Below are 14601 nucleotides of genomic sequence, written 5' to 3' on the forward strand. Positions count from 1 at the left end.
TTTCATGCACACGCATAGGGGCCTGCTCCGTGCTACTCATGCGCCAGATGATGAAGCACCGCGCGCCGGGCGCGCCCCGCGACGCGCCGCGGGCGTCGCGCGCCGGCGCCGCGGCCGTCGGCACGTCGCGGACGACCCCCCGTCTCCCCGCCCGCGGGCCGACGTGCACCGGCGTGCGGCGGCTCCGCAGGTCCGGGGTCCGGACCGTCGACGCCCGGACCGTCGACGACGCCCTCGAACGGCAGCCCGGCGACCCGGGGAGCACGCTGCGCCGGTGCGGTCGACCGCCCGGACCTGCCGGCGTGACGGTGCGCGCTCATCCCGCCAGGCTACCGATCCATCACGTCGCGTGATGCGTCGACCCGCGATCCTGTCGTTGTGTGATGCGCGGCCGTCGGGACACGATCGGAGCATGCCGCTCACCACGACGCCTCTGGCCGACCTGCGCGCCGCGTTCACCCCGGTCGCCGGCTACCTCGACGCCGCGACGCTCGGCCTGCCGCCCCGCGCCGGGGCGGACGCGCTCCGCGACGCGCTCGACGCCTGGCAGTCCGGACGCGCCGACGCCGCCGCCTACGACGCAGCGGTGCGCAGGTCCCGCGCGGCCTACGCACGGCTCGTCGGCGTCCCGGTGGAGCACGTCGCCATCGGTGCGCAGGCGTCCCCGCTCGTCGGGCTCGTCGCCGCGGGGCTCCCCGACCGCGCCGAGGTGGTGGTCGTCGACGGGGACTTCACCTCGGTCGTCTTCCCGTTCCTCGCGCACGCCGACCGCGGCGTCCGGGTGCGTCACGTGGCGCTCGACCGGCTCGCCGACGAGGTGCGCCCCGGCACGGACCTCGTCGCGTTCTCGCTCGTGCAGTCGCGCGACGGCCGGGTGGCCGACGCCGACGCGGTGTGCGCCGCGGCGGCCGCGGTCGGGGCGCGCACGCTGTGCGACACGACGCAGGCCGCCGGCTGGTTCCCCGTCGACGCCGCGCGGTTCGACCTGACCGTGTGCTCCGCCTACAAGTGGCTGTGCGGCCCGCGCGGCACCGCCTTCCTGACCGCCCGGCCCGAGGTCGCCGCGTCGCTGCGCCCGCTGCACGCCGGCTGGTACGCGGGAGCCGACGTGTGGGCCTCCGTGTACGGCCCGGACATGACGCTGGCCCCCGACGCCCGGCGGTTCGACGTCTCGCCCGCGTGGCTGTGCTGGGTCGGGCTGGCGCCCGCGCTCGAGCTGCTCGCCGGGGTCGACCCGCAGGAGGTCCTCGCGCACGACGCCGGCCTCGCGGACGCCCTGCGCGCACGGCTCGGGCTGGAGCCCACCGGGAGCGCGATCGTCGCGCTCCCCGACGCGACCGGGGCGCTGCGGACCCGCCTCGCGGAGCACGGGGTGCGGGCCGCCGGGCGCGGGGGCGGCGTGCGGCTCGCGTTCCACGTCTGGTGCACCGAGGCCGACGTCGAGCGGGCGGCCGAGGCGGTCGTCAGCGCCCGCACGCGCTGAGCACGAGGCGGGCGGCGGGGGCGCGCCCCCGAGCCGTCAGCCGGGCCGCACCTTCGACGCGAAGTGCTCGCGCACCGTGAGCTCGGCCTCCTTGCCGAACATGCAGTAGTCGTCGTTCCGCGCCGCCTCCGCCTCGTCGTACAGGCTCGCGGGCCAGTCCCACAGCATGAAGCCCTCGACCCAGTCACGCCGCCCGGTCGCGGCGAACGCCGCCTCGTACCAGGCGCGCTGCGCAGCCTCGCTCGGCTCGCCGGGCAGCGCCCAGTCGTTCGGCAGCGCCGGTGAGCCGGTGCGGCTCGGGCAGCCGGCCTCCATGAAGAAGAACGGCTTGCCGTGCGCGCGCACCACGGGCTCGATGCGGTCGAGCTGGTTCTCCCAGTCGTCCACCGGGTAGTAGCCGCTCGACGAGATCACGTCGACGGCGTCCCACCACGTGACGCGGTCCTCCTGGTACTTGTCGCAGTTGTACGTGACGAGCCCGGAGTACACGGCGCGCACCTGCCGGACCAGCTCGCGCCACTCGGCCTCGCGCCGGTCCGTCTGCACCATCTCGCAGCCGATGCAGAGCATCTCCGCGCCCTCCTCCTCGGCGATGCGGGCGTGGTGCACGACGAACTCGGTGTAGCTCGCGAACCACTCGCTCCACTTCGGCTCGCACGGCACGTCGTGGTCGAAGAAGTTGATGTGCGCGCGCCACGTGCCGTCGGCGCAGTTCACGACCGGCTTGAGCACGACCGCGAGCCCCCGCTCGTGCGCCCCGCGGATCGCCGCGCGCACCTCGTCGTCGGTCACGGTGGGCTCGTCACGGAACCGGATCTCGGTCGACTGCGGGGTGTCCTGCAGCGTGAAGAACGTGATCGCCGTCCACGTCACGCCGAGCCGCTCGACCATCAGGGACATCGAGCGCTCCGCCCCGGGCCCGGTCCAGCCCCCGCGCCGGGAGCCCCAGCCCCACGTCATCCCCGCGATCCAGCCGTCGAGCTGCGTCATCCGTGCACTCCTCGTCGAGTCGTCGCCGCCACGCCCGACGTCGCGGACCTCCGCTCCGTCGCGCGCGAGGGACACGGTACGTCGCCACCGTCCGCCGGGCCCGCGCCGCGGTGCATCACGCGTGCCCCCGTCGACTCCTCCTCTCCGGAGACCCCCGTCGCGCCCGGCCTCGCCCGGCGTGGCGCCGAGGCCGTGTCGGAGGTCGGAGAGACGCTGGGAGCTCACGAGGAGGGGTGGGTCATGGCCGGAGCGGACGACGACCTCAGGGTCGACGAGGTCACGGACGAGGTGCGCGCCGCGTACGCGGCGGCCACGTGGTTCGAGCTGGCCCGTGCGACGTCCGAGGCGCACCAGGCGGCCGAGCGCCACGGCGCCCGCGAGCCGGGGGCCGACGCCCGTCGCGCCCGCTACGCCGCGCTGCGTGCGCTGCTCGACGAGGCGACGGAGAACGTGAGCACGCACTGCCTGCACGCGAGGCTCTGAGTCCGCGCACGTCCCGCACGGGCGCTCCCCCGTCGCCCGGTCGGCCCGCTCGCCCGTGCTCACGCGCGGCGGGCACCCGGCCGGTCATCGTCCGCCCGTGCTCAGCGCACGGCGGGCACCCGGCTCGTCGCCGTCCGCTCGTGCGGGTGCTCGGCGGCGCGGCCCTGGAACGCGAGGACCGCCGGGTTCAGGACGTGGCCGTCGCGCACCTCGATCGCGCGGCGCAGCGTCTCGTCGCGCGCCCACGCGTCCGGCCCTCCCATGACTCCCGCGAGGAACGGCAGCACCGCCTCGCTGATCTCCCACGACGCCGAGCTCCACAGGTAGGACGGGCTGTGGTCGACGGCGTAGTAGGTGACGTGGTCGCCGACCTCGAACGCCGGGTCACGGAACGAGGTCGGCCGGGCCCACTCGAAGCCCATCCCGGCGTCGCACGAGACGTCGACCACGAGGCTGCCCCGCCGGAACGCCGCGAGGTCCTCGGTGCGCAGGTAGACCACCGGGTGCTGGGGGTCCTGCAGCGTGCAGTTGACGACGACGTCGTGCCCGGCGAGGAGCTCCGCGACCGCCACGCGCCCCTCCCCGGTGTCCACGTGGCCGTCCGGCTCGAGGTGCACGATCCGGGTCTGGTGGATCGGCGCCCCGACCGCGGCGACGCCCCGGTGCGTCACGACCTCGACGTCGTGCACCCCGTGCGCGAGGAGCGCGGTCACCGCGCCGCGGGCCGTGGCGCCGAAGCCGAGGACCACCGCGGACAGCCGCCGGCCGTAGTCGCCGGTCAGCCCGACGAGCTGGAGCGCGTGCAGGACGGAGCAGTACCCGGCGATCTCGTTGTTCTTGTGGAAGACGTGCAGGCCGAACCCGCCGTCGTCGGCCCAGTGGTTCATCGCCTCGAACGCGAGCAGGGTCAGCCCGTGGTCGATCGCGACCTGCGTGAGGGCGACGTCCTGGACGCAGTGCGGCCAGCCCCACAGCACCTGGCCCGCGTGCATCGCCTCGAGGTCCTCGACCTGGGGCTTCGGCAGCAGCACCACGTCGGACTCCGCGATCACCTGCGCGCGGGGCGCGAGCCCGCCGACGAGCAGGGCGAGCTCCGCGTCGGGCACCCCGAGCCGCTCGCCGTAGCCCTCCTCGAGCGTGGTCCTCGCGCGCAGGCCGGGGTCGATGCGCTCGAGGTGCGCGGGGTGGATCGCGAACCGCCGCTCGTCCTCCTTGCGTGACGTCGAGATGACACCCAGGCTCAGCGGACCCATCACGTGCCCCCCTCGGAGGGGTCGCGACGACCCCGTGCCGCGAGCGTACGCCCGGGCCGGGAGAGTGAGGCGCTCGTCACATCCCGGGCGCTGCCGATCGGGTGCTCGTGCCGGATTTACGCGGGGATCTCCCGTTCTCGGCGTGACCCACGTCATCCCTTCGGGTGATCGTGCGACCTGGACACGTGTTCACCCGTGACCTTGCCGTGACATATCGCGAGGGCCGTGCCTAACATCGTCGCGCCCCACCCTCCTGGGGCGGCCTGAGGTGGATCGCCGAGTCCTGCCACCACCCGCGGTCAGTTCGAGTCTCGCTGGCAGGAGCGGGGGACCCACTTGTGGGCATCCGTGCGGTGTCCTTGGGGTGAAGCCGGTCGAACCTGACCGGCCGGGCGTTCTCCAGCCCGAACCCGACAGCTCACCTCGTAGGCGTCTGGAGAGGTTCTGCATGCCCTCGAGCACGTCTCACGGCCGTCGCCGGTCACCCGGTCGTCCGACGACCCCCCTCACCGACCTCGCCACGGCCACCAGCGCCGGCATCGCCACGGCGGGTCGCCGCTCGGCGGTCGTCGCGGCCGGCTCCGGCCTCATGATCGGCATGGTCGCGGTCCCCGCCTCCGCCGAGGGCAGCAGCGCCGGTGGCGCCTCCCTCGCCGCGGTCGACAGCACCGTCCTCACGGCCTCGGCCCGCGCGATCCTCGAGACCTCCCCGGTCGTCGCGGCAGCGCCCGACGCGGTGTGGGGCTTCGACGCCCCGACGCTGACCGCCGTCACGCCGCCGCCCCCGCCGGAGCCCGAGCCCGAGCCGGAGCCCGTCGTGGAGACGCGCGCCGCGAGCACGTCGCGCAGCGCCGCGCGTGCCGCCGTCGTCGAGGAGGCCCCCGCCGAGGAGGAGGCCACCGCGGTCTCCGTCCCGGCCTCGGCCGTCGGCAACGCGATCGTCGAGATCGCGGCCCGGTACGTCGGCGTCCCGTACGTCTCGGGCGGCACGACCCCCGACGGCTTCGACTGCTCGGGCTACACGTCCTACGTGTTCGCGCAGGTCGGCATCACGCTCCCCCGCACGTCGGGCGAGCAGCGCTACGCCGGCACCGTCGTCTCGCGGGCCGACGCCCAGCCCGGTGACCTCATCTGGTCGCCCGGCCACATCTCGATCTACGCCGGCGACGGCATGCAGCTCGACGCGCCCCGCCCGGGCAAGACGATCCAGCTGCGCTCGATCTGGCAGTCCAGCCCGGTCTTCATCCGGGTCGGCTGACCTCAGCGTCCGCACGGCACGAGAGCGCCCGCCCCTCCGGGGGACGGGCGCTCTCGTCGTTCCCGGGCGCGCCGCCTCAGCGCACGCGGTAGGTCTCGACGAGCCGGTCCATGAGCGCGTCGAGCCGCGCGTCGACGACCTTGCGGGTCGGGTCGGCGTCGAACCAGTCGACGATCTCGCGTGCGCCCCGCTCGAAGGGCACGGTCGCGCGGTAGCCGGGGACGACGCTGCGCACCTTGGTGTTGTCGAAGACCATCGAGTGCGCCTTGTCGCCGAGCAGCCCGGCGCCCCACTCGGGGTCGTGGGACGCGATGACGTCGGACGGCACGTGCACGATGCGGGCCTCGACCCCGGCGGCGGCGGCGAGCGCGTGCGTGATCTGGTCCCACGTGAGCACGTCGTCCGACGTCAGGTGGAACGCCTCCCCGAGCGTGCGCGGGTGGCCGAGCAGCGGCACGAACCCCTGGGCGAAGTCGGTGTGGTGCGTGAGGGTCCACAGCGACGTCCCGTCCCCGTGCACCACGACCTCCTTGCCCTGGCGCATCCGCTCGAGGGCCGTCCAGCCGCCGTCGAGCGGCACGAGCGTGCGGTCGTACGTGTGCGAGGGCCGCACGATCGTCGCGGGGAAGCCGTCCTCGCGGTACGCCCGCACGAGCAGGTCCTCGCACGCGATCTTGTCGCGCGAGTACTGCCAGTGCGGGTTGCGCAGCGGGGTCGACTCTGTCACCGGCAGCCGGGCCGGCGGCGTCTGGTACGCCGAGGCGGAGCTGATGAACACGTACTGGCCGGTGCGCCCGGTGAACAGCTCGACGGCGGTCCGCACGTGCTCCGGGGTGAAGGCGACCCAGTCGACGACGGCGTCGAACTCCCGGTCGCCGAGCGCCTCGCGGACCGAGGCCGGGTCCCGGACGTCGGCGCGCACCGTCCGGACGCCGTCGGGCAGCGGGCGCGTCGTGCTCTCGCCGCGGTTGAGGACCGTGAGGTCGAGGCCGCGCTCGACGGCGAGGCGGGTGGAGGCGGAGCTGATGATGCCGCTGCCGCCGAGGAACAGGACCGAGAGAGCACTCATGACGGCACGCTAACCCGGACGGCCGGGGAGTGACGGAGATCACGGCGGCATAACGATGTGAGCCGATCCGGGGCCAAGTACCTAGTACCGACTGTTCGCCGTATCCGTGGCGCTGCTAGACAGTGGTCGCTCCGCTCCGGTGGGGCGGACCGGCAACGACGCCGGCTGCCCCGCCGGACGGCCGCGCTCCCCCACCCGCTCGCGGCCCACCACCGCGAACCGACGCACAGCACCGCGACACCCACGCGCGGCCACCCCGCTCCACGAGGGGCCGGTCGCACGGTCCCGCACGCCCTCGTGCGCCCCCGGGCGCACGCACCACACCGAGGTGGTCATGACACGTCCTCTGCTCGCCGGGTCCGTCCTCGCGGCTCTCGCCGCCGTCCTCGTGCTGCTCACCGGGGTGCTCGGCCCCGAGACGCAGGCCGTCGCCCTGCTCGGCACCGCGCTCGGTGGCGCCCTCGGGCTCGTGCCCGACCGCTCCCCCGCACAGCGCGCCGGCGCGTTCGCCGCGGGCCTCGCGGCCGCCTGGGTGGGGTACCTGCTGCGCGCCGCGCTGCTCCCCGACGCCCCGAGCGGCCGCGCCGTGGCCGCGCTGCTCGTGGTGCTCGCGTGCACGCTGCTCGCCGCCGGGACGCGCGGGGCGCTGCCGCTCTGGGCCGCGCTGCTCGGCGCCGCCGCGCTGGCCGGCGCGTACGAGGCGGCGTACACCGCCGACCCGTCGGGCGTCGTGGGGACGTCCCCGGCCGCGGCGACCGCGGTCCTGCTCGCCGCCGGCGCGGGCTTCGTCGCGACCTCGCTGCTCGGCGCGACCCTCGCCCGGGACGGCGCCGCCCCTCCCGCCCCGTCGGCACCCGCCGACGAGGCCGCCCACGGGCACACCGCCGACCCGCGTCCCGGCCGGCGCCCCCTCCAGCTCACCGAGGAGTCCTGACGTGCGTCCTCTCCCCTCGCGCCGCCGCCCTGCACCCCGCCCGGCAACCAGCCGCACCGCCGCCCGCCGCGGCGCCGTGAGCGCGCTCGCCGCCCTGACCGCGCTTCTGGCCGCGAGCCCGTCGCTCGCCGCCGCACCGTTCGCGAGCACGACGGACGACGACGTCGTCGTCACGAACACCGAGACGGTGCAGGCGCGGCTCGACGCCTCGGGGATGGTCCGCGAGGCACGCGTGTACGAGCAGCTGACCTTCACGGGCAGCGGGTCGGCCAGCGTCGAGAACCCGGTGTCCGAGCGCGGCCTGCGCAACCTCGACGGGTTCGGCGGGCTGGCCGTGCACGACGGAGCGCTGCGCACGTCCGTGGACGTCGACGGAGCCGAGCGCCGGCGGACCGTGAGCGACTTCGCCGGCGACCTGCCCCTGGGCGTCGAGGTGACCTACCGGCTGGACGGCGAGACGGTCGCGCCGCGCGACGTGCTCGGCCGCTCGGGCCTGCTCGAGGTCCGGTACACCGTGACGAACCTGACGGCGCGCGACGCCTCGGTGGAGTTCGCCGACGGCACCGGCGGCACGGGCTCGGAGACCGCCGAGACGGTCGTGCCCCTGGTCGGCCAGCTGGTCACGACCCTGCCGGCGGGGTTCACCGCGGTCACGTCCGACCAGGCGAACATCTCGGGCGACGGGCGCGGCGGTACCCGGCTGACCTACCAGATGACCCTGTTCCCCCCGATCGGGGCCACCACCCTGGAGCTCGGCTACACCGCACGCATCTCGCGGGGGGTCGTCCCACCGGCGACGATCACCGCGCTCCCCGTCTCGCCGCTCACGAGCGCGTCGTTCAAGGGCGGCTCGGCGAGCTACGCGAGCGGCGCGCAGAGCGGCGCGGACCTCGCCGCAGGGGCGCTCGAGATCGACGCGAACCTGCTGCGCCTGCACGACGGCGCCCAGGAGCTGCTCGGCGGGCTGGTGCAGCTGCGCGACGGCGCGGCGGAGCTGTCGACCGGGCTCGCGGAGGCGGCGCCGGGTGCCGACACACTCGCAGCGGGGCTGGACACCGCGGACGCGGGAGCCGGCGACCTCTCCGCCGGCTCCCGGCGCGTCGACGCCGGGACGAAGGAGCTGGCGGCGGGCGCGTCGCGCGTCGACGCCGGCGCGCAGGAGCTGGCCGACGGTGCTGCGCGCACCGCGACCGGAGCGGGGGACGTCGCCGCCGGCGCCCGTCGGACGGACACCGGCGCGCAGGCCCTCGCCACGGGTGCGCGCGCCGTCGACGACGGCTCGCTCTCGGTCGCCGAGGGCAGCGCCCGCCTCGACGCCGGGCTCTCGACCGCAGCAGCGCAGGTTCCGCGGCTGCTCGGGGGGCTCACGGAGCTCGACGCGGGCCTGACCCGGGTCGACCGCGGGCTCGCCGAGCTCTCGGGTGCCGTCGGGATGCTGCCCACGAGGACCAAGGCTCTGACGGACGGGGTCGCGCAGCTCCGCCGGGCGATCGGCGACACGTCGACGAGCGGCACGCTGGTGCACGGGACGGAGGCGGTCCGCCAAGCGCTCGGGCTGGCGGTCACGGGCCTCGGTGAGCTCCAGACCGGCACGGACGTGGCGCGCGGCCAGATCGGGTCCGGCGCGGACCTCCGGGCGACCGCCGCGACGCTGCGGGACGCGGCCGCGACGCTGCCCGAGGAGCAGGACCGGGTGAAGGAGACCCTCGTCGCCTCCGCGGCGAGCCTCGAGGCGCGTGCGGCGACCCTCGACACGGCGGCCGACGCGAGCGCGCTGGTCGGCGGCGGCCTCCGGGACCTCGCGACGCAGCTCCAGGCCGGCGTCCTGCCCGGCGTCGCCCGGATCGAGTGCGGGTTGAGCTCCACCGCCCTGCCCGGCGTGTGCGAGGCGGAGCGACCCGGGCTGCTCCAGGGACTCGGCGCGGTCGACGCCGGTCTCGGCACGCTGACCACGACGGTCGTCGGCGAGGTGCAGGGCGCGATCGGCTCGGCGACGGACACCGGGGAGGCCGAGACGCTCCGCGGCGGCGTGCACGCCGTGCAGGGCGGGATCGCCCAGCTCGGCACGCGCGGCGCGACGCTCGTGGGTGGCCTCCACGAGCTCTCGACGGGCGCCTCGTCGCTCCGCGGCGGCGCGGCCACCGTGGCTGCGGGCGCGGACCGGGTCGCGACCGGGGCGTCGGAACTCGCGACGGGCACGAACCAGGTGTCGGCCGGGGCGGCGCGGGTCGCCGACGGCACGGGCCAGGTCGCGGCGGGGTCGTCCACGCTCGCCGCGGGGGCGTCGCAGGTGGCCGCAGGGGGCACGAGGCTCGGGGCGGGCACGTCTGAGCTCTCCTCGGGCGCTGCCACCCTGGCCGCCGGGACGGGACGCCTCGCGTCCGGTGCGGACGAGCTCGCGGCGGGCATCGGCCGGGCAGCGGAGGGCTCGAGCCTCGTCGCCGCCGGCCTCGTCTCCGCGGCGGACGGCGCGCCCGCGCTGGTCGACGGTGCGCAGCGCCTCTCGACCGAGGGCACGTCGCTGCTCGTCGAGCGGGGCAAGGACACCGCGAGCGACTACGGCGTGAAGTACGCCGTGATCGAGGCGGGCGCCGAGCGGGCCGCCGCCGAGGGCATGGCCTTCGGTGCACCCGAGGGTGCCGCGGGCGCGACGGCGTACTCGCTCGAGATCGCGGGCGTCGACGGCGCGGGGGCGCGGAGCCTCGGCCGGGGCGTCGCCGCGGTCGCGCTGTTCGCGATCGGGGCGGTCGTCGCCGGCCTGCTCGGACGGCGCACCGCCTGAGCCGCCCGGGCGCGCCCGGGCCCGAGACGCGCCCGGCACCGGGATCCCCCCTCCTGGTGCCGGGCGCCTCCCGTGCTCGCCACCGGGCCCGGTGCACCAGGGCACCGGAGCACCGGGGCGTCGGGGTACCAGAGCACCGGACGGCCGGCGCAGCGGCACTCCGGCCGCCGCTGGTGAGCGGTGCGCCGCGCGCGATCGTGCCGCGACGGCATGACAACGTTGTCTGATCGGGTGGCCCGCCACTACGCTCGTGCCATGACATCGATGTCAGACCCGCCCGACGAGACGCTGCACCGGCGGACCCGCGCGACGATGCGCGACGTCGCCGCGCTCGCCGGGGTCGGCATCAAGACCGTCTCGCGGTGGGCCAACGGCGAGACCGGCGTCTCGCCCGCGACCGCGACGCGCGTCGCCCGGGCCGCCAGCGCGCTGCGGTTCCAGCCGGACCTCGTCGCGGGCAACCTGCGGCGGACCGGCGGGCGGTCGATGAGCCTGGGCCTGATCCTCGCGAGCGTCGACAACCCGTTCTGCGCGGCGATCCACCGCGCGGTCGAGGACGTGGCCGGCAGCCGCGGCGTCGCGGTCTTCTCGGCGAGCACCGACGAGGACCCGCGCCGCGAGCGCGCGCTCGTCGCCGCCTTCACCTCGCGCCGCGTCGACGGCCTGATCCTCACCGCGACGGCGAGCGACCACCGCCACCTGCACGCGGCCATCGAGACGGGGACGCCGGTCGTGCTCGTCGACCGGGCGCCCGGCGGGCTCGGGGCCGACGTCGTCGTGGTGGACAACGTCGAGGGCGCCGCCGCCGCGACCGGGCACCTCGTCCGGCACGGGCACCGACGCGTCGCGCACCTCGGCGACCTCTCGGTCATCGTCACCGCACGGGAGCGGCACGCGGGGCACCTGCGGGCCCTGCACGCGGCGGGGGTCCCGCTCGACGACCGGCTCGTCGTCCCCGGGCTGCGGGGTGTCGAGGCGGCGCACGCCGCGACGCGGGCGCTGCTGACCTCTCCCGAGCCGCCGACGGCGCTGTTCACGAGCCAGAACCTCGTCACGATCGGCGCCATCCGCGCCCTGCGCGAGCTCGGCGCCCAGCACACCGTCGCCCTCGTCGGCTTCGACGACTTCGCCCTCGCCGACCTCGTCGACCCCGGCATCACCGTCGTCGCCCAGAACCCCGCCGACATCGGCCGCGCCGCCGCCGAACGCGTCTTCGCCCGCCTCGCCGACCCCGACCTGCCCCCCGAACGCATCGCCCTGCCCACCCGGCTCGTCGAACGCGGCTCCGGCGAGATCCCCCCACCCGACTGGACGGGCGCCTGACCTGGCGTCGCGACCCCCGGCGCCTGAAGTGGGGTCGCGGCCACCCGGCGCCTGAACTGGGGTCGCGGCCACCCGGCGCCCGACGCGGCTCGTGGGCTCGCGCCCGGCCGGTCTCCACCGAGGACCCCGGCGTGCCGGAGCCAGGTCCCGGCGACTGCACGGCGGGCTGCCGAGCCGGATGCGCGCCCAGAGGCAGGCGAGGGCCCGGCCCGCCACCGACGACGACCTCGCCCGCGCCACCCCGCCCGTCGCGCAGCGGACCGGCGGCACCCGCACGCGCCGCCGCCGGACCTCCCCAGCGGACCGGCGACGGCGCGGCGCGGCACGTCAGCCCAGCGGCTGCACCGTGAGACTGCGGACCCGCGCCTCGCCACCCTCGGCGAACAGCGCGACCCCGTCGCTCGTGAGCGCCGGGTAGACGAGGTCGGTGAGCGCGACCTCGCCGCCACCGCCGAGCACCTCGACGGACGACCGGTCGACGAGCACCCGGATCCGCACGCGACCCTCGGGGGCGGGCAGCGGCGCGGCGTGCACGCCGGCGAAGGACCCGTGGAAGTCGACGTCGCCCGACGCGGTGCGGTCGACGAACAGGCGCTCGCGGTGCACGTCGTACCCGACCACGGTCCGCTCGCCCGCCCCGGTGCGGACGTGCAGGCCGACGCGGTCGGCGCTGCCCACCTCGAGCTCGGCGTCGATCGCGAGGACCGTCCCGCGCGCCTGCCCCGGGAGCGCCGTGACGCCCTCGCGGACCAGCCGGTCGCGCAGCCGGTACGGCGCGACGCCCGAGGACGCGGCTGCGTCCGCGAGCTCCCGGACGGGGTCCTGGCTGAGCCGGAGCTCGTCCCCGACGTCGCGCAGCGTGAGCTCGCGCGGGAACGTCATGGACCCACGCCAGGTCCCGGTCGGCGTCGCGGCGGCGTACTCCCAGTTGTTCATCCACGCGACCGCGAGGCGGCGCCCGTCCGGCACGTTCTCGAAGGTCAGCGCGGCGTAGAAGTCCGTGCCGTGGTCGAGCCAGCGGTACCGCTCGAGCATGCTGCGAGCCGGCACGTCCGAGAGCGTGACCTGGTCCGCGAGCACGTGGCCCCAGCCGCCGCTCACGCTGTCGACGACCCGGAGCCGCGCCTGCCGCCCGGCGAGCTCGCGCACGTCCCACGCGACCCAGTCGAGCGCCTCGCTGTCCTGGCCGGTCGCGGTGCGCACGACCTCGCCGTCGACGACGAGGTTCACGGTCGCCTCGGCGGCGCGCGGGCGGGCCGGCTCGGCGGACGCGACGAACGCGTCGGCCATGATGTGGCCCCAGCCGCCGGTGGCCGCGTCGCGCACCTCGATGCGGGCGGTCCGCCCCGCGAGGCCGGCGAGGTCCCAGCTGACCCAGTCGAGGGTCCCGCTCTCGGAGCCGGACGCGGTGCGCACCACGGCGCCGTCGACGAGCAGGCGCACCGCCGTCTCGGGCTGGGCTCCCCCGCCGACCAGGAAGCTGAGATAGCGCTCGGTGATCGTGAGCTCGGGCGACGTCAGGGTGCCTGTGCCGGTGTCGGGCGGCACCGTGCAGTCGTCGGGCGTCGCGCTGCGGTACGAGCTCGCGAGCGCGCCGCCGAGGAAGCCCGTCACACCCGTCTGGCACGGCGCGTCACCGGGCGTCGGCCCGGTGCCGAACGCGTCACCGGTCACCGTCCAGTCCCCGAAGCCGCCGCCCTCGAAGTCCGCGAGCACCGTCCCCTCGGGCGCCGAGCCGTCGCCGGTGCCGGGCCGGCGCGGGTGGTCGCCCCCACCGACGAGGACGTTCACGTAGTCCTCGGTCAGGGCGAAGGGCGGCGAGGTGAGCGTGCCCTGGGCGCGGTCCTGGTCGACGAAGCTGTTGACGAGCCCGCCGCCGCGGAAACCGGTCACGGCCTGCTGGCCGGGCAGCGTCCCGGTGGCCGGCGCGGCGCCGAACGCCGTCCCCGTCGTGGACCAGCCGGCCGCGTACGCGCCACCCTCGAAGCCCGCGAGCACCTCGCCGGGCGGGTCCTCGTCGCCGGTCACGACGGTCTCGGAGGTGAACCGCGTGCCGTCGAAGTCGCCGAGGAAGTACTGCGCGCCCGAGCCGCCCGCGATCGCCCCCGGGTTGAGGTTCACGACGAGCACCCAGCGCGACTCCCCCGGCCGGCCCTCGACGGGCAGCTCGAACAGGTCGGGCATCTCCCAGACGCCGCCGACGGCGTTGGCCGGCCCGAAGTCGCTCAGGTGGCTCCACGCGAGCAGGTCGTCGGACCGGTAGAACGCGATCCTCCGCTCGACCGCCATCGCGACGGCCATGACCCAGTAGCCGCCCTCCTCGAACCAGAAGACCCGAGGGTCGCGGAACTCGCGCGACCCGAGGTCGAGCACGGGGTTGCCGGGGTGCCGGGTCCACGTCTCCCCGCGGTCGGTGCTGTACGCGACGGACTGGGCCTGGATGCCGGTCACCGGGTCCCAGCTCGTGTAGAGCGCGACCATCGCGGGCTCCTCGGGCGTGCCGTAGCCGCTGGTGCCCCGTTCGTCGACGACGACCGAACCGGAGAAGATGTGCTCGCGCTCGGACCACGGGATCGCGACCGGCCGCTCCTCCCAGTGCACGAGGTCGGTGCTCACCGCGTGCCCCCAGGACATGTGACCCCACTGGGCGCCCTCGGGGTTGTACTGGAAGAACAGGTGGTACTGCCCGTCGTACCAGACAGGTCCGTTGGGGTCGTTGACCCAGTTCTCCTGCGGCGCGAAGTGCAGTCGCGGGCGGTAGGGGTCGACCGCCGACGAGTACGGCGCCGCAGCGCCGCGCACGGGAGCTGATGAGGCCGGCGCGGGCGACGCGGCAGCGGCGGTGAGCGGTACGGACGACGTCAGGGCGAGCACCCCGCAGAGCAGGGCGTGCGTGCGTCTTCCCATGAGATCTCCTCGTCGAGACGGCTGGGCGCGGCTCCGCGCGACGTGGTGACCGCGGGGACGCAGCGCGACCTGACAACGTTGTCAGGACGCCGTCGATTCTCGATCCGCCAGACAACGTT

The 14601-nt window shown here is 75.9% G+C and carries 10 protein-coding genes and 1 riboswitch; of the genes, 6 read left to right on the top strand and 4 right to left on the bottom strand.

Translation table 11 applies throughout. The features are described 5' to 3' along the window. Window positions 1–412: 412 nt before the first annotated feature. Entirely contained in the window at window positions 413–1483 is a 1071-nt protein-coding gene (locus AB6N24_RS10085; RefSeq protein ID WP_412869272.1) for an aminotransferase class V-fold PLP-dependent enzyme, read from the top strand. 36 nt (window positions 1484–1519) lie between these two features. Here AB6N24_RS10085 and AB6N24_RS10090 read toward each other — a convergent pair whose 3' ends face one another. Next, a complete protein-coding gene (locus AB6N24_RS10090) occupies window positions 1520–2473 on the bottom strand; it encodes a glycoside hydrolase family 113 (protein ID WP_412869273.1) in 954 nt (317 codons plus the stop codon). A 240-nt stretch (window positions 2474–2713) separates the two neighbouring features. On the opposite strand from AB6N24_RS10090, the gene AB6N24_RS10095 reads away from it, so the two are divergent. Then, the gene (locus AB6N24_RS10095; protein WP_412869274.1) at window positions 2714–2956 is read left to right on the top strand and encodes a hypothetical protein; all 243 of its coding nucleotides are present in this window, start codon (window positions 2714–2716) and stop codon (window positions 2954–2956) included. 101 nt (window positions 2957–3057) lie between these two features. Here the strand turns inward: AB6N24_RS10095 and AB6N24_RS10100 are convergent, their stop codons facing one another. Beyond that, window positions 3058–4209 carry a N(5)-(carboxyethyl)ornithine synthase gene (locus tag AB6N24_RS10100; protein WP_412869275.1) on the bottom strand — a complete coding sequence of 384 codons (1152 nt, stop codon included), beginning with the start codon at window positions 4207–4209 and terminating at the stop codon, window positions 3058–3060. 264 nt (window positions 4210–4473) lie between these two features. Beyond that, window positions 4474–4655, top strand: a riboswitch (cyclic di-AMP (ydaO/yuaA leader). Between the two features lie 2 nt (window positions 4656–4657). Here AB6N24_RS10100 and AB6N24_RS10105 point away from each other — a divergent pair. Further along, complete coding sequence (locus AB6N24_RS10105; protein WP_412869276.1) at window positions 4658–5467, top strand: C40 family peptidase; 810 nt, start codon at window positions 4658–4660, stop codon at window positions 5465–5467. A gap of 76 nt (window positions 5468–5543) precedes the next feature. Here AB6N24_RS10105 and AB6N24_RS10110 read toward each other — a convergent pair whose 3' ends face one another. After that, window positions 5544–6536, bottom strand: coding sequence for an NAD-dependent epimerase/dehydratase family protein (locus AB6N24_RS10110; protein WP_412869277.1), 993 nt, complete (start codon window positions 6534–6536; stop codon window positions 5544–5546). Between the two features lie 334 nt (window positions 6537–6870). Here AB6N24_RS10110 and AB6N24_RS10115 point away from each other — a divergent pair, with 334 nt between their 5' ends. From AB6N24_RS10115 to AB6N24_RS10125, 3 genes are all read left to right on the top strand, one after another. Beyond that, on the top strand, window positions 6871–7470 hold the full coding sequence (locus AB6N24_RS10115) for a hypothetical protein (RefSeq protein WP_412869278.1): 600 nt from the start codon (window positions 6871–6873) through the stop codon (window positions 7468–7470). A gap of 76 nt (window positions 7471–7546) precedes the next feature. Further along, a complete protein-coding gene (locus tag AB6N24_RS10120) occupies window positions 7547–10252 on the top strand; it encodes a hypothetical protein (RefSeq protein ID WP_412869279.1) in 2706 nt (901 codons plus the stop codon). Window positions 10253–10507: 255 nt separating this feature from the next. Continuing rightward, window positions 10508–11575 carry a LacI family DNA-binding transcriptional regulator gene (locus AB6N24_RS10125; protein ID WP_412869280.1) on the top strand — a complete coding sequence of 356 codons (1068 nt, stop codon included), beginning with the start codon at window positions 10508–10510 and terminating at the stop codon, window positions 11573–11575. Window positions 11576–11902: 327 nt separating this feature from the next. On the opposite strand, the gene AB6N24_RS10130 is transcribed toward AB6N24_RS10125, so the two are convergent. Then, on the bottom strand, window positions 11903–14482 hold the full coding sequence (locus AB6N24_RS10130; protein ID WP_412869281.1) for a GH32 C-terminal domain-containing protein: 2580 nt from the start codon (window positions 14480–14482) through the stop codon (window positions 11903–11905). Window positions 14483–14601: the final 119 nt, after the last annotated feature.

It is taken from the genome of Cellulomonas jepli, from assembly GCF_047229345.1.
In the GTDB taxonomy this organism is placed as follows: domain Bacteria; phylum Actinomycetota; class Actinomycetes; order Actinomycetales; family Cellulomonadaceae; genus Cellulomonas_A.

Bases quoted from the DNA above. Each gene is read 5' to 3' on its own strand.
- AB6N24_RS10125 (WP_412869280.1), top strand. From the start codon at position 10,508: ATGACATCGATGTCAGACCCGCCCGACGAGACGCTGCACCGGCGGACC.
- AB6N24_RS10115 (WP_412869278.1), top strand. From the start codon at position 6,871: ATGACACGTCCTCTGCTCGCCGGGTCCGTCCTCGCGGCTCTCGCCGCC.
- AB6N24_RS10085 (WP_412869272.1), top strand. From the start codon at position 413: ATGCCGCTCACCACGACGCCTCTGGCCGACCTGCGCGCCGCGTTCACC.
- AB6N24_RS10110 (WP_412869277.1), bottom strand. From the start codon at position 6,536: ATGAGTGCTCTCTCGGTCCTGTTCCTCGGCGGCAGCGGCATCATCAGC.
- AB6N24_RS10100 (WP_412869275.1), bottom strand. From the start codon at position 4,209: ATGGGTCCGCTGAGCCTGGGTGTCATCTCGACGTCACGCAAGGAGGAC.
- AB6N24_RS10130 (WP_412869281.1), bottom strand. From the start codon at position 14,482: ATGGGAAGACGCACGCACGCCCTGCTCTGCGGGGTGCTCGCCCTGACG.
- AB6N24_RS10105 (WP_412869276.1), top strand. From the start codon at position 4,658: ATGCCCTCGAGCACGTCTCACGGCCGTCGCCGGTCACCCGGTCGTCCG.
- AB6N24_RS10095 (WP_412869274.1), top strand. From the start codon at position 2,714: ATGGCCGGAGCGGACGACGACCTCAGGGTCGACGAGGTCACGGACGAG.
- AB6N24_RS10090 (WP_412869273.1), bottom strand. From the start codon at position 2,473: ATGACGCAGCTCGACGGCTGGATCGCGGGGATGACGTGGGGCTGGGGC.